Here is a 15010-nt window from a genome sequence, read left to right on the forward strand (position 1 = left end):
GGCTAGAGGGGGTGGAGGCCGGGGAAGGTCAGGCCGAGGGTTTCGGGCCGGCCCATGCGGATGTTGAGGCACTGGACGGCGTTGCCCGCGCCGCCCTTGACGAGGTTGTCGAGGGCGCCGATGGCGGTCAGGCGTCCGGTGTCCTCGTCGAGGGCGTAGCCGACGTCGCAGAAGTTGGATCCCAGGAGGATCTTCGGGTCGGGATAGCGGAAGATGCCGCGCTGGTGGGCGACGATGCGGACGAAGGGTTCCGCGGCGTACTGCTCGCGATAGGCCCGCCGGATGGCGGACTTGTCGACGCCGGGGCGCAGGGTGGCGCGGGCGATGGTCTGGACCCCGCGGACGGCTTCGACACCGGTGGCGGTCATCGCCGCCGGCACTCCTCCCAGGTGCTGGGAGATCTCCGCCTCGTGGCGGTGGCTGGTCGGAGCGAACACCCGCATCGCGCCGCTGCGTTCGGCGTGCAGGTTCGCCGGGCCGGCGGTGGAGCCGGAGCCGCTGGAGCCGGTGCGGGCGTCGATCTGGACCCCCGCAGCGGTGTCGATCAGACCGTGCGCGACGAGCGGGTAGAGCGACAGGACGCCCGACGTGGCCATGCAGCCGGGCACGCTGATCAGGTTCGCGCTGCGCAGCCGCTCGCGGTGCAGTTCGGGCAGGCCGGGCACGAAGGCGTCCAGCAGGTGCGGGGCCTGGTGCTTCTCGCCGTAGTAGCGCTCGAAGGTCTCCGCGTCGTCGAGGCGGAAGTCACCGGTCAGGTCGATGACGAGCCCGGCCCGCTGGGTCCAGTAGTCGATCTGGGTCATCACGGCCCGGTGCGGCAGGGCCAGGAAGACCGCGTCGCACTCCCCGACCTCGTCGGCGGAGCAGAACAGCAGATCGGTGGAGCCCCGCAGGTTCGGATGCACGCCGTCGATGCGCTTGCCGGGGAAGCGCGAGGACACCGCGCCCACCAGCTCGACCTCGGGGTGGCCGATCAGCAGCCGCAGCAGCTCCCCGCCGATATAGCCGGCCGCTCCGGCCACCGCCACCCGTATCACGACTCCACCCCGATCACGAATTCGCTCAAGGCCACGGCCATGCGACTTTCTCCCGTCCACTCACATATGCCTGTTTTGACCGGCGCAATCTTCCGCCGCATCGAAATGGCAACCTACGAACCCATCCGTCCTGCGCACGTCCGCGGCAAAGCCATTCCCGGTGACGCATTGGGATGACATTCCGGCCGCGTGGCTACGCGTCCCGATTACTCGGCGGCAATCCGGCCCGTGTCACCCTGAAAGACGGACCGTAGGGTCCGCCCTGTTTCATCAATTGATCGCTCATCACTGCCGAACACCAAACCCTGGAGGGTCGCGGCGTGAAATCTGTACTCATCCTCTCCAAGCTGCATTTCGGCGGCGTGGCCCTGATCGCCGAGCAGCTGCGTGCCCGTGGGCTGCGTTCGGTGCTGGTCTCCGAACTGCCCGACAACCGTCACCGCGACACATGCGATGACCATGTCGTGTTCGACTGGTTCGGCGAGGACCTGTCCGTACTCACGACCCGGCTCGAAGAGCGCGGCATTGTCCCCGTCGCCGTCGTCAACATGCTCGAATCGCTGGCCTCCTGGCAGATGGGCCTGGCCGCGCACTACGGCATTGCGGGCGCCGAGGAAAACCGCCCCGTGCTGCTCGACAAGGTGCTGGTCCGAGAGCGCATGCAGGCCCTGGGACTGTCCGGCATCCGCTTCTCGAAGGACCCGGCGGCAGTGGACTTCTTCCCCGCCATCGTCAAACCCTCGCGTGATTCCGGGGCCTCGCGGCTGGTCAGCCGGGTGGACGGTCCGCAGGAGCTCCTCGACTACCAGGACCGCCTGGCCGAGGCAGGCCTGGCCGGCACCGAGCTGATCGTCGAGGAGTACCTGCCCGGAGTCGAGTTCTCCGTGGACGGCCCCGTCGTCGGTGGCCGTTTCCATCCGGTCCTGGCGGTCGAGAAGCCCGAGCACGACCACGTCCGGCACCATGACGCGGGACTCGAGTTCCATCCGCCTCAGCAGGATCACGTGCGCGAAGGCGTGCGGGTCCTGTGCGAGAGGATCACCGCGCTCTGCACCGACCTCGGTCTCGACCAGTTCTGGCTGCACTTCGAGGGCCGGGCCGCCGAGGACGGCCGCACGGAGCTCATCGAGATCAACCCCCGCCCCGGCGGCGGCATGATCCCCGCATCGGTCCGCGAGATCAGCGGGATCGACCCGATCGGGGCGCTGGTCTCCATGGCGCTGGGGGAATTCACGGTGGACGGTCCGATTCCCCTCCGGGACCGGCCGGTCATCGGCTGGATTGACATGGAGGGCCACGAGCTCGGCACCGTCGAGGTGGACACCACGGAAGATGATCTGCGCGAACTGCCCGGGTTCGTCGGCGCACAGATCACCCATGGCTACCGGATCACCGACCTGGAGCAGGAGAATTTCTTCCTCCGCTTCGCGGTCGTCGCCGATTCCGTGACTCAGCTGCGTGAGCGCGTGGAGACCGTACAGAACAGAATCGAATACCGCATCACGCCCCCGCAGGCGAGTTGAACGACGAGGTAAGCAAAACCCGCAGCCGCAGCGGATAAGAGTCAGCGTGATACGTCAACGCGAAGTCGGTTGTCGCGGACGTGCGCGGCCGATGGACCTCTCTATTGTCCCATCGGCGCGGCAGATCGACGAAATCCTAAGAGGAAGAACCGCCACCGAGGTGGAGGCATGGAGGGTGAGTGAGTACCGACACAACGACCTGGGCGTACACAGGTCGGCGATACACCATGTATCGATTTCCGGCAGATGTGGAACGCGATCTGAAGGCGTTGAACAAGCCTGACAATGTGCGCGCACTGCTGGCATGGCTCGCGGACCTGGTGTGGATGGCCGGCTGTGTCCTGCTGTGCGTGTACGGATCGTATTGGTTCTATCCCCTGGCAGCGCTCGTCATCGGTGCCAGGCAGCGCGGTTTGTCGACGATCCTTCACGACTGTGCGCACGGGGTCGGCATATCGAACCGCCGGCTGCAGATGTTCGTCGGCACCGTGCTGACCGCATACCCGATCTTCCAGCAGCACTACGCCTACAAGGTGTCGCACGTCTACACGCACCACCCCCGACTCGGCAGCCCCGAGCTCGACCCCGACCTGCGCTTCTTCATCGAGCAGGGGGCCTATCGGCAGGACACGGCGCCGTCGTACATCCGGCGGGTCGTGCTGATGCCGCTGCTCGGCTCCCAGACGTGGGCCTACATCCGTTATCTCATCCAGAACCGCTACCGGGTCCTCACCGGGGCGGAGAAGACGTCGGCCTCCGCCAACCCCGTGCAGCGGCGCAAGCGGATCCTCGACGGGCTCGGCTTCTGGGTGTTCTGGGCGACCGTCACCGGTGCGGCCTGGCAGGGGGACTGGCTCCTCGAGCTGGCGCTCTTCTGGGTCGTCCCGTACCTGACGAGCTTCCAGATCCTGGGCTGGTACATCGAGCTGTCGGAGCACACGCCCCTGGTGCGGGACTCCTCGGTGGACCTCTACATGACGCGCAACCGCAAGAGCCGCCTGTGGGAGCGGCTGCTCACCGGGATCCACAACGACCACTTCCACCTGGAGCACCATCTCGACCCGCGTACCCCCTTCTACAACCTGCCGCAGGCACGCGAGATACGCATGCGCGACCCCAAGTACGCAGAGGTCGACGGCCAGTTCGGCGGCCTGTGGCACCGCGGTCCGCAGGGGCAGCCGAGCGCGATCAACGCGATCGTCCGCTCCATGGTCAGGGAAAAGGAGGACAAGGGTGTCGCAGCATGAGGGAGTCATGAAAGCCAAGACATTCCGTACCGCCGAGACGGCGGCCATTCACGGCGGATACGAATGGCGGCTCGGCATCACACCGCCGATCGTCACGCCGATCTTCCAGACCTCCGCGTACGAACTGCCCAGTACGGCGGACGCGGCCGGGATCTTCGACCTCCAGCAGGACGGACATGCCTACACGCGCCTGAACAACCCCACGTGCGATGTGCTCGAGGAGCGCATGGCCGCCGTGGAGGGGGCCGCCGCCGGTCTCGCCGTGGCCTCCGGGCAGGCGGCGATCGCGCTCGCCGTGCTGAACCTGTGCCAGGCCGGGGACAACATCGTCAGCTCCAACGAGCTGTACGGCGGCACGTGGAACCTGCTGGCCAACACCCTCAAGCGGATGGGCATCGAGACCCGCTTCGTCAGTCCCTCGGACCCGAAGAACTTCGCCGCCGCCACGGACGAGCGCACCCGCCTCTACTTCGGCGAGACGCTGCCCAACCCGCGGCTGAGCATCTTCCCCATCGAGGCCGTCGCCGAGCTGGCGGAGCAGGCGGGTGTGCCGCTGATCCTCGACAACACGATGGTCCCGTACGTGTGCCGGCCGATGGAGCACGGTGCCCACATCGTGGTCTACTCCGCCACCAAGTACATCGGCGGGCACGGATCGACCCTCGGCGGGCTCATCCTCGACTCCGGACGCTTCGACTGGGAGGCCCACGCGGAGCGCCACCCGCTGCTGACCCAGCCGGACGCGGCGCACGGCGGAGCGGTGTGGACGCGTACCGGAAAGAGCCTGGACACTGCGCTCGGGCGGAGCAGCTACCTGCTCAAGGCCCGCGAGACCCTGATGCGCGACCTGGGCCCCTGCCTCAGCCCGTTCAACGCCTGGCTGCTGCTCCAGGGCATGGAGACGCTGCACCTGCGGATGCGCGCCCACGGGGAGAACGCGGCCGCAGTGGCACGCTTCCTCGAGCAGCACCCCAAGGTCGGCGCGGTGCGCCATCCCAGTCTCGCCACCGGCGAGCAGGCCGAGCTCGCCGCCCGCTACTTCGGTGCGAACGGCGGCCCGCTCGTCCAGTTCGAGCTGAAGGGCGGACGGGAGGCCGGCTGCACGTTCATCGAGTCGCTCGGGCTCATCTCGCACGCGACGAACGTCGGTGACGTCCGCTCGCTGGCCACCCACCCGGCCTCGACCACCCATGCGCAGCTTCCCGAGCAGGAGCAGCTCGCTGCCGGAGTCACCCAGGGATCCATCCGCCTCGCCGTCGGCATCGAGCACATCGACGATCTGCTGGCCGACCTCGGTCAGGCGCTGGACCGCGCATGACCCGGCCGCTCGTCGCCCTCGCATGCGCGGCCGAGACCTGGGACGACGTACGGCACGACGCGGTGCGCCATGCCTACGTCGCCGCGCTGGAGGAGGTGTCCGAGTGCGACGTCGCCCTGATCCCGGGGGCCGGCCGCACCTTCGCCGCCCACCTTGGCCGGTTCGACGGACTGGTGCTCGGCGGTCATGAGACGAACGTCGCGCCCGAGCGCTACGCGGCGTCGGCCGGGCCCGGCCCGTTCGATCCCGATCGCGACGCGCTCGCGCTCGCGCTGATCCCGGCGGCCGTCGAGGCCGGTCTCCCCCTCCTCGGCATCTGCCGGGGGCTGCAGGAGCTGAACGTCGCCCATGGCGGCACCCTGCGCGTCATCGAGTCGGGTGCCCATCGCGAGGACCTCTCGCTGCCGCGGGACGAGCAGTACCTTCCCGCGCACGAGATCCGGATCGCCGGGGGCGGAACGCTGGACGAGCTGACCGACCGCGTCGGCTCGGCCCGGGTGAACTCCCTCCACGGCCAGGCGATCGACCGTCTGGGGGCGGGGCTTCGGACCGAAGCCGTCGCCCCCGACGGGGTCATCGAGGCGGTGTCCGTCGCCGACGGCGGACACCCCTTCGGCTTCGCCGTGCAGTGGCATCCCGAGTGGTACGCCACCACGGACCCGCTGTCGCGGAGGATCTTCCACGCATTCGGTGAGGCTGTCCGGAAACACACGGCGGGCCGCTGACTTCTGGAGAACTGACAATCTTGAAAACGTTTCCCGTCACCGAAGACCCCAGGGTCATCACCCCCGGCCTTCCCGCACCTCTCAGCCGTCATCTGGAGGTTGCCACCCTCTTCACCCAGGAACATCCGCTCATCCTGGAGTCGGGCCGTTCGCTTTCGCACGTCCAGGTCGCCTACGAGCAGTACGGGACCCCGTCGCCCCACCACGACAACACGGTGTTCGTCTGCCATGCCCTGACCGGGGACTCACACCCGGCGCGGCACGATCCGGACGACATCCCGGGGTGGTGGGACGTCATGGTCGGCCCGGGCCGGCCCATCGACACCGACGTCTTCCACGTCGTGTCCGCCAACGTGCTGGGCGGCTGCGCGGGCACGACGGGGCCGCTGTCCCCGGGCGTGACCGGCCGCCCGCTCGGAGCGGACTTCCCCGAGGTCACGCTCGCGGACATGGTCACCGTGCACCGGGCGCTGCTCCGGCACCTCGGAGTCGGCCGCCTGCACTCGGTGGTCGGCGGCTCGATGGGCGGCATGCAGACGCTGGAGTGGCTGCTGCGCCATCCCGGCGACGCGAGCCGCTTCGTACTCATCGGCACGGCGCCCCGGCTGACCACCGACGGCCTGGCGGCCCACGCGGTCGGCCGGGCGGCGATCCGCTCCGACCCGGCTTTCGACGGCGGCCGTTACGTGGACGGCCTCTTCGGGACGGGCCCCCGACGGGGCCTGGGGATCGCGCGGATGGTCGCCCACCTCACGTACATGTCTCCCGAATCACTGGAGGCCAAGTTCGGGCGCGCGGTCCAGACCGGCCACGAGCCCGTCGGCCCGGCGCGCGGACGCTATGCCATCGAGCGCTATCTCGAGCACCAGGCCGGCAAGTTCGTGGACCGCTTCGACGCCAACACGTATCTCCACCTCACGAGCGCGATGGACCGGTTCAACGCCTTCTCCCGGCCGCACGTCCTGTCTCCGGACGCCGATCCCGCGGTCCACGTGTTCAGTTTCGCCTCGGACCGGCTCTTCGGCAGCGACGTCACCGGGGAACTCCTGGACGAGCTGAAGGCCACGGGGCTCACGGAGGTCACCCACTACCGGGACACCACGTCGCGCGCCGGTCACGACGCCTTTCTGCTCGAGGTCCCCGGCTATCTGGACGAGCTGAGAGCCGTCCTCATGCCGTCCGCCGTGTGACGCCGCACCCCCTGAGCAGTTCACACCTTCATCCGCAACGTCTGTAGGGACATGTCTTGATCGAGAACGCACCGACCGCAGTGAACACCCAGGGCGGGGACCTGAGAGGTCTCCACGACCGGGAGTACCTGGACCTGGGGACCTGCGTGAACCGCTACGGTCCGCCTCCCGTCGTGGCAGCCGCACTGCGGTCCATCAAGCCGGAGGACCTCCTCGCGCACCCCTACGGAGCCGAGGAGCGCTTCACCGAGGCCTACGCGCACTTCATGCGGACGGCGCCGGAGCACCTGATACCGGGGCGCGGGATCACCGAGTTCATCCGCGTCCTCGCCGAGATCCTGCCGACGGAGCAGGTCGCCGTCGTCACGCCCGACTACACCGACACCATCCGCTGGTTCCCCACGCATCTGGACCCGCCGTCGGGCACCGTGGAGACGGCGCAGTCGCGCCTGGACCGGGTGGCCGAAGGCATGCGGAACCACCCCTACGTCTTCCTCTCCAACCCGAACAACCCGCTGGGCTTCTACCTGCACCGGGACGACCTGGTGGAGATCTGCCGCGCCAACCCGGACTCGGTCCTCATCGTCGACGAGGCGTACATCGAGTTCCTGCCCGAGCACCGCGAACTCTCCATGACGCAGACCGGCTTGAAGAACGTGGTCGTGCTGCGCTCCCCGAACAAGTTCTTCGGCATCGCCGGCACCCGCACCGGCGCGCTGTGGACGCTGAACCGGGAGATTCACGCCAAGGTGTCCGAGCGCAAGCGCAACTGGGCCCTCTCCTACGTCGATGTGGCGCTGGCCACCGCCGCCCTCGCCGACACCGACTGGGAGGACCGCACCCGGTCCGCGCTGCAGACCAACGCCCTCCTCCTGGAGGAGATCATCGGCGACCGGTTCCCCGGCCTGGTGCGCGGCGTCCCCGTGCACTACCGCTTCATCGCCGTCGACGACCCCATCGAGGCGCACCAGTTCTTCCTCGACCACGGGGTGGCCGTACGGGCCTTCGACGGCAAGCAGCCGGGGCGCATCTCCGGGCTGCGCATCACGGCACCCACCTCCGCGGAGCTGGCGAACCTCAAGGCCTCGATGACCCCGCAGCTGTCGTACGCGTGAGCGCCGGCTGACCGCAGCATGCCGCCCCCGTCTTCCGGCGGGGGCGGCATCGTGCTGTCGGCCGGCGCCGGGCCGTCACCCGGCCGGCGTTCGGCACGCGAAGGGCCGGGGGCGTTCGTGCCCCCGGCCCTTCGTACGCGCAATCGCGTGTTACGAGGCGCTCTGCCTGCGTCCGTCGATCAGCAGGGCGAGGTCCGCGATGGTCCTGTCGCCGATCAGCTCGGTCATCTCCACCTGGACCGAAGTCTCCTGGAGGATGCGGTACTGCACGCCGACCGTCTGCAGCGAGGTGGCGGCGAGCTCGCGCAGGGTCCGCGCGGCGACCTCCTCGGACTCGGACAGCTGCAGCGCCGCCCGGACGGTGTCCTGCAGCCACGACAGCGTGGTGGGCGCTGCCTCGACACTTTTCTGCACTTCGGTGACTCCTTCGTTGGGTGACTGGAGGCGGGGGCGGCTCATGCGGCCCGCAGCAGGACGCACATCCGCAGCCCTGACACGCTCGACGCCAGCAGGTAGAGCCCGCCCGGGCGGATATGGCCGGCCGACTGCCGGTCGACGAGGTTGATCAGCGGGTCCGCGGCGAAGCAGTGCCCGACCCTGGTGATGTTGGTGGTGACCAGCTGGGCCGGGTGGAACCCGGCCTGGAGCTCCTTCATCATCACGATCGGCAGGAAGATGTTGTTGTGCAGCAGGGCGTCGATCTCCTCGACGCCGATGCCGGCCTCGGCGAAGAGCCGCTGGTTGGCCGTCTTGGCCAGGTCGGAGCTGATCTCGGTGCCCCGGAGCATGGAGGCCGGGTCCTGGGCATGCGCGTCCGCGACCCACTCGTAGGACTCGGGAGCGCCGTCCACCGGTTGCGAGACCAGGCAGGCGGCCGCGCCGTCGCTGAACAGGGCGAAGTCGGCCAGCCGCGCGGACTCGTCGGGCGCCGCGTCGGTGGTGATCACCAGCACGGTCCGGTGCCGGCCCGCGGCGACCATGGTGGCAGCCGTCTGCAGACCGGTGAGCAGGGTCGCGCACCGGTTCAGGGTGATCCCGGTGACCGGGACGCCGCTGAGTCCGAGGCCGTGCAGGACCGCCGAGATCAGGTCACCGTGCGCCCCGACCTCGCCGGGGAACGTGGTGGAGCACAGGACGAGCGCGTCGATCCCGTCCGGTGCGATGCCCGCGGCGTCGAGGGTCTGCCGGCCGGCCCGTACGGCGAGCTCGGCCGTGTCGAGCTCCGTACGGTGCACGGTGCCCCAGCCCCACATCGTGGCATCGGGCAACATCCGCTTCTCGTCGACGAATTCAGTGAATCCCTTGATCTCGGAGTGATCCGTCGCGATCTCGCCGAGCACGTACCTGGGCGCGCGCAGTACCACGCGCGGGGTTTCAGCCATCGTCATGTCAGCTCGTCCGCCTGTGCAGGAAGTCGCCGATCAGACGCATCGCGTCCCTGGACGTCTCGAGCACCGCCGAGAGTTGGAGGAAGCCGTGCGGCAGATCCTTGTACGGGTGGAACTCCACGTCCACACCCGCATCGGAAAGGGTCTTCGCGTACTCCTCGCCCTCGTCGTACAGCGGGCAGTACTCGGCGGTCATGAGCAGGGCCGGCGGAAGTCCGCTGTGATCGGCCGCCTTGGCCGGTGAGGCATAGGGCGATTCGCCGTCGGCGGGATCGGCGAGGTAGTGCCCCCAGAACCAGCCCGACGACTCCGCGTTGAAGAACATCGGATCGACGTGGTCCCGCATGGACTGCGTCGTGGCGTCATTGCGCGTCGGCGGGTAGACGAGCACCTGGGCGGAGATCTTCGGCCCGCCCTTGTCCCGGGCCATCAGGGCCATGACCGCGGCGAGATTGCCGCCGGAGCTGTCTCCGGCCACGGCTATGCGGGTGGGGTCGGCGCCGAGTTCGGACGCGTGCTCGCCCACCCACTCCAGGGCGGCGTAGCAGTCGTCGATGGCGGCCGGGAACGGGTGCTCGGGTGCGAGGCGGTAGCCGACGGACACGACCACGCAGGGGGTCAGGCTGGCCACCGCGCGGCAGATGGCCTCGCAGGTGTCCAGGGATCCGACGACCCAGCCGCCGCCGAAGAAGTACACCACCACGGGGAGCGGGCCGTCGTCCGCGCTCTCGGTCTGCGGGCGGTACGCCCGCAGGGTCATCGGACCCGTCGGACCGTCGATGTCGAAGTCGAATACCTCTTTGGGTTCTTTTACCCAATCCCAGATCTCGGCTTCGGTATCCCGATCTGCCACCCGGGCCTGTTCCACCGGCATGGTGTACAGCGGCGTGAATCCGGTGGCGACGCGATAGTCCCTGATTCCCGTGTAGAGCGGGTCAAGTGGCATGAAAAATCCCTCAGCTCCCAGGACTGCATAAAGAAAATCCGGTCCACCGTCGAGAGTGCACGGACCCGGACCGCAGGGGGGTAACCCAGGTGATGAGCCGGGCTGGGAGGGGTCAGCGTAATGTGTCCCGCTCAATGAACTTGCCGCGGACGCTGGGGAGTCTGCGGCATCGTAGCCTCCCTTTCGGCCCGAGAAGGTGCAAGACACACGGAACAAAGGGGACACGGCGTGAGTACCATGGAGTCGGACCGGGCGAAAATAGACAAACCGCGGCTCCGTGACACGCTGCGCGGCCTGCCCCGCCGGGTCTGGATCGTCAGTCTCGGCAGCCTGATCCTGAGCGCCGGCAGCTTCCTGCCCACGTTCATCGTGCTCTATCTGGCCGGCGACGGGCACTCCTCGACGGCCGCGGGACTCGTCCTCGGCGCTTCCGGCGTGGGCAGTGTGCTCGGCAGCGTCATCGGCGGCCACCTCACCGACACCATCGGCCGGCGCCCGGCCATCCTGCTGTCCGTCGTGGCCACCGCGGGTCTGACGGCGCTGGTGCCGTTCGTCGGTCCGATCGCGCTCATCGTGGCGCTGGTCGGTCTCATCGGCCTGGTGTCGCAGATCCACCGCCCGGCCATGGCCGCGGTGCTCGTCGACTCCGTGACGGCTGATCAGCGGCTGGCCGCCTTCGGCGTGCTGCGGTTCGCCCAGAACATCGGCGTCGCCCTGGGCGGCGCCGTCGGCGGCGTGGTCGCCAGCATCTCCTACACGGGGCTCTTCGTCGGCGAGGCCGCGGCGCTGCTGCTGTTCGGCCTGATCGTGACCGTGCTGCTGCGGGACAAGCCCGGTGCGCAGACCGACGCCGAGGAGACGGATGCGGAGACGGAGAAGGAGAAGGAGGTCGGGTACCGGCAGGCGCTCGGCGACCCCACCCTGGTCCGCTTCCTGCTGATGAGCGTGTTCGCCATGTTCGTCTACATCCAGACCACCGTCGGCCTGCCCCTGCACGTCGCCGACGTGGGCATGAGCGCCCGCGATTTCGGTCTCCTCATGGCGCTCAACGGCGTGCTGGTCGTGCTCTTCGAACTGCCCCTCATCGGAGTGGTCTCCAAGTACCGGCCGCACTACGTCCTGGCCGTCGGCAACCTCTTCACCTGCGTCGGTCTGTCCCTGACCGGGTTCACGACCGGCATGGGCCTGCTGGCGGTGACGGTGCTGATCTGGACGATCGGCGAGATGGTCTTCTCCTCCATCGCCCAGGCCCATCTGGCGAGTCTGACCCCGCCCGGCATGGTCGGGCGCTACCAGGGGCTGTACGGCGCCGCGTACACGATCGGCACCGGCGCGGGACCGATCATCGGCGGCGCCGTGTACATGTTCGCGCCCTGGGCCCTGTGGGCCATGGTCGGCGTCCTCGGGCTGGTGAGCGCCCAGCTCTGCCTGCGACTGCGCCGCCCGGACGACGCGGTGGCCGTCGCGCATTCCTGATAGTTCGACATGTGACAGGAGAAAACCGGTGAGTGACTTCGAAGGACTCGTGGCGATCGTCACGGGCGGTGCCCAGGGCATCGGTCTGGCCACGGCGAAACTGCTGACCAGCAGGGGCGCGAAGGTCGCCGTCCTCGACCTCAAGACGGAGGGCCTTCCGGACGACGTCTTCGGCGTCCAGGCCGACGTCGGCGACGACGCCCAGGTCGAGGCGGCGGTGGAGGCCGTGGTCGAGCGGTTCGGCCGCCTCGACATCGTGGTGAACAACGCCGGCATACCGGCGGTCGGAGATGTCGCCACGAACAGCTCCGAGGAGTGGCTGAACGTCCTGAACGTGAACGTGGTCGGCATGGTCAGGGTCGCCCGGTACGCCCTGCCGCACCTGCGCCGCTCGCCCGCCGCCTCGATCGTCAACACGTGCTCGATCGTGGCCTGGGCCGGCCACCAGACGCGCACGCTGTACTCGGCCAGCAAGGGCGCCGTCTACTCGCTGACCCTGGCCATGGCGGCGGACCACTCCCGCGAGGGAATCCGCGTCAACTGCGTCGCACCCGGTACGGCGGACACCCCGTGGGTGGAGAACCAGCTCCAGGGGACGGCGGACCCGGAGGCCGCCCGGGAGTCGCTGATCAAGTTCCTCGCGCCGGGCCGCCTGGTGACGGCCGACGAGGTGGCGGGCGCGATCGCCTACCTGGCGAGCCCGCTGTCGAGCGCCTCCGTCGGCATGATGCTCGCCGTGGACGGCGGACAGCACAGCCTGCGCCTGCGGCCGCAGGACCAGCAGCACCTCATCGGGCGCTGAGCCGCACCGGGTCGTACACGCGAAAGTGCCTTCTGAGCTGGGCCGGTGAACCTCGTCGAGGGGTTCTGCCGGTCCAGCCGGAGGGCACTTTCTGCGTTCAGGGCTCCTGCTCGGCCGCCCCGCCGGGGTAATCGTGGTGATGGCACCGGATAAACCTGCTGGTTCTGTCTCCGTTCGGCCGGTTCTCCAATACTGGAGCCATGACTGTAGAAATCGTTGAATCGATATCCGATCGGCTCGTCGGAAACAAGGTGCACCGCGCCTTTGTCGACCACGAGTTCTTCAAGCAGGTGCACGACCGCGAGCTTTCGCACGAGCACGTCGAGACCTTCCTCGGCCAGTGGTGGCACCCGCTGCACTACTTCCCGACCTTCCTCGCGCGCTGCATTTCCGTCCTGCCCGACATCGAGTCCAAGAGCGCGATCACCCGGATCCTTTCGCAGGAGGCCGGCGCGCGGTCGGCCAAGGGCGCCCACGAGGTGATCTACGCCGACAGCATGGAGAAGGCGGGCTACGACCGCCGCGCGGTGACCGGTTCCCCGATGTTCGCGGAGACCGCCGCGCTGGTGGACTGGTACGAGAAGTGCTCGACGGAGCGGGCCTCCGCGCTCGGCGGCATCTTCGCCACCGAGGTCACGGACCTGCTGATGGTCTCGGCGATCGGCGAGGCGGTCACGCGGGAGTCCGGCACGGAGCGCAACGCGTGGGTCGACATCCATGTCACGCAGGAGCCCGACCACGTCGACCAGGCGACCAACGCCCTGTTCTCGGGTCTCACCCCGGAGCAGGAATGGGAGGTCGTCGAGTCCGCCGAGGAGATGTGGCGCCACTGGACCGCGTTCTTCGACCGGCTCGCCATCGAGACCGGGATGATCGCGCCTTCCTGACGGTCGACTCCGGCGGGCACCGGCCCTCGTCCGGTGTCCGCCGAAGAAGGCGACTGACGCTCACCACGCGAAGGAGTTGACACGTGACCGCCCCCGCCGTAACCGGGTTGACCGATCCCCATCTCTATTCCCACGGCGATCCGCATGCCACCTGGGCACGACTGCGCCGGGAGCGTCCGGTCTCCTGGCACGACGAACCGGATCACGAACCGTTCTGGGCGGTCACGACCTACGACGAGGGCCTTGACGTACTGAGCGACTGGAAGAGGTTCAGCTCGGCCAGGGGAACGTTCCTGCGGCCCAACCTCTCCGATCCGTACCCCGGTGCGGGTGTCATGATGACGCTGTCCGACCCGCCGCGGCACGATGTGCTCCGCAAGGCGGCAGCCGTGCTCTTCACGCCCAAGGCGGCCGCCGGGTTCCGGGCCAGGGCGGCAGAGGTGTCGCGGTCCCTGCTGCGCGGTGTGATCGACGCCGGCCCCCATGACTTCGTCAACCAGGTCGCGGCGCCCTACCCGCTCCAGGTCATCGCCGGTCTGCTCGGTGTCGAGGGTGAGGACGTGGAGCGGGTCGCCGCCTACGCCGAAGCGGCCGTGGGCAACATCGTGGACCTGGACGGAACGGCCGCGCAGCAGGCGCACCTCGAGGTCCTCGCCTACTACGCCGACGTGATCGAGGAGCGCAGGGCGCGACCGACCGACGACGTGGTCTCGGCCTTCGTCCTCGCGCAGGCGGACGGGCTGGACATCACGGACGACGAGATCATCCTGACCTGCGACAACCTGGCCGTGGCAGCCGGGGAGACGACGCGACAGGTGCTCAGCGGCGGGCTGCTCGCGCTGCTCGCCAACCCGGAGCAGCTGGAAGCGCTGCGCTCCGGGGCCGTTCCGCTCAAGTCGGCCATCGAGGAGCTCGTGCGCTGGACGTCGCCGGTGACCCACCTCATGCGCACCGCTGTCACCGACACGACGGTCGGTGACGTCGAGATCAAGGCGGGCCAGGCGGTGAGCGTGTGGCTGTCCTCGCTCAACCGGGACGAGAACGTGTTCGACCGGCCGATGGAACTCCGGCTGGACCGGAACCCCAACCGGCACGTGAGCTTCGGCGGCGGTCGCCATTTCTGCATCGGCGCACCGCTGGCCAGGGTCCTGATCGGGGTCTTCCTCGAAGAAACCCTGCGCAGCGTGGCGAGGATCGAGCTGGTGGGTGAGCCGCGACGCACGCCGTCCTACGTCACCAACAGCCTCGAGTACCTGCCGCTCGCCTTCCACTCTGCGTGATCGAAATTGTCCGGCTCAATCGACCTGCGCTGCGTCGCACCAGGGGGCGTCAATGTCCGTGTATCACGACTCCACG

14 protein-coding genes are annotated in these 15010 nt (G+C 68.7%); 10 read left to right on the forward strand and 4 right to left on the reverse strand.

Annotated features, from left to right (window positions below):
- Window positions 1–2: 2 nt before the first annotated feature.
- Window positions 3–1037 carry an N-acetyl-gamma-glutamyl-phosphate reductase gene (argC, locus tag NLX94_RS11790; protein ID WP_254382613.1) on the reverse strand — a complete coding sequence of 345 codons (1035 nt, stop codon included), beginning with the start codon at window positions 1035–1037 and terminating at the stop codon, window positions 3–5.
- A 320-nt stretch (window positions 1038–1357) separates the two neighbouring features.
- On the opposite strand from argC, the gene NLX94_RS11795 reads away from it, so the two are divergent.
- The 6 genes from NLX94_RS11795 (at window position 1358) to NLX94_RS11820 (ending at window position 8155) form a co-directional block, all read left to right on the forward strand.
- Complete coding sequence (locus tag NLX94_RS11795) at window positions 1358–2560, forward strand: ATP-grasp domain-containing protein (RefSeq protein ID WP_254382614.1); 1203 nt, start codon at window positions 1358–1360, stop codon at window positions 2558–2560.
- Window positions 2561–2847: 287 nt separating this feature from the next.
- Window positions 2848–3807, forward strand: a complete 960-nt coding sequence (locus tag NLX94_RS11800; RefSeq protein ID WP_254382615.1) for a fatty acid desaturase family protein — start codon at window positions 2848–2850, stop codon at window positions 3805–3807.
- Window positions 3808–3814: 7 nt separating this feature from the next.
- Entirely contained in the window at window positions 3815–5125 is a 1311-nt protein-coding gene (locus NLX94_RS11805) for an O-acetylhomoserine aminocarboxypropyltransferase/cysteine synthase family protein (RefSeq protein ID WP_254382616.1), read from the forward strand.
- Window positions 5122–5850, forward strand: a complete 729-nt coding sequence (locus NLX94_RS11810; RefSeq protein WP_254382617.1) for a gamma-glutamyl-gamma-aminobutyrate hydrolase family protein — start codon at window positions 5122–5124, stop codon at window positions 5848–5850. The genes NLX94_RS11805 and NLX94_RS11810 overlap by 4 nt, the downstream gene beginning before the upstream one ends.
- Before the next feature lie 20 nt (window positions 5851–5870).
- Window positions 5871–7040 carry a homoserine O-acetyltransferase gene (locus NLX94_RS11815; RefSeq protein ID WP_254382618.1) on the forward strand — a complete coding sequence of 390 codons (1170 nt, stop codon included), beginning with the start codon at window positions 5871–5873 and terminating at the stop codon, window positions 7038–7040.
- 56 nt (window positions 7041–7096) lie between these two features.
- Window positions 7097–8155 (forward strand): aminotransferase class I/II-fold pyridoxal phosphate-dependent enzyme, encoded by a 1059-nt coding sequence (locus NLX94_RS11820; RefSeq protein ID WP_254382619.1) that lies wholly within the window; start codon window positions 7097–7099, stop codon window positions 8153–8155.
- 150 nt (window positions 8156–8305) lie between these two features.
- Here NLX94_RS11820 and NLX94_RS11825 read toward each other — a convergent pair whose 3' ends face one another.
- The 3 genes from NLX94_RS11825 to NLX94_RS11835 are packed head-to-tail and all read right to left on the reverse strand — an operon-like array spanning window position 8306 to window position 10489.
- Entirely contained in the window at window positions 8306–8569 is a 264-nt protein-coding gene (locus NLX94_RS11825; protein WP_254382620.1) for a phosphopantetheine-binding protein, read from the reverse strand.
- A 41-nt stretch (window positions 8570–8610) separates the two neighbouring features.
- A complete protein-coding gene (locus NLX94_RS11830; RefSeq protein WP_254382621.1) occupies window positions 8611–9543 on the reverse strand; it encodes a ketoacyl-ACP synthase III family protein in 933 nt (310 codons plus the stop codon).
- Window position 9544: 1 nt separating this feature from the next.
- The gene (locus NLX94_RS11835; protein ID WP_254382622.1) at window positions 9545–10489 is read right to left on the reverse strand and encodes an alpha/beta hydrolase; all 945 of its coding nucleotides are present in this window, start codon (window positions 10487–10489) and stop codon (window positions 9545–9547) included.
- Window positions 10490–10726: 237 nt separating this feature from the next.
- Between NLX94_RS11835 and NLX94_RS11840 the strand changes: the two genes are divergently transcribed.
- The 4 genes from NLX94_RS11840 to NLX94_RS11855 all read left to right on the forward strand — a co-directional run bounded on the left by NLX94_RS11840 (window position 10727) and on the right by NLX94_RS11855 (window position 14934).
- Complete coding sequence (locus NLX94_RS11840) at window positions 10727–11965, forward strand: MFS transporter (protein ID WP_254382905.1); 1239 nt, start codon at window positions 10727–10729, stop codon at window positions 11963–11965.
- A gap of 28 nt (window positions 11966–11993) precedes the next feature.
- Entirely contained in the window at window positions 11994–12767 is a 774-nt protein-coding gene (locus tag NLX94_RS11845) for an SDR family oxidoreductase (RefSeq protein WP_254382623.1), read from the forward strand.
- Window positions 12768–12967: 200 nt separating this feature from the next.
- On the forward strand, window positions 12968–13654 hold the full coding sequence (locus NLX94_RS11850; protein WP_254382624.1) for a TenA family transcriptional regulator: 687 nt from the start codon (window positions 12968–12970) through the stop codon (window positions 13652–13654).
- Window positions 13655–13737: 83 nt separating this feature from the next.
- Window positions 13738–14934 carry a cytochrome P450 gene (locus NLX94_RS11855; RefSeq protein WP_254382625.1) on the forward strand — a complete coding sequence of 399 codons (1197 nt, stop codon included), beginning with the start codon at window positions 13738–13740 and terminating at the stop codon, window positions 14932–14934.
- Window positions 14935–15010 lie beyond the last annotated feature (76 nt).

The sequence above is a fragment of the Streptomyces sp. TBY4 genome (assembly GCF_024213195.1).
GTDB lineage: Bacteria > Actinomycetota > Actinomycetes > Streptomycetales > Streptomycetaceae > Streptomyces.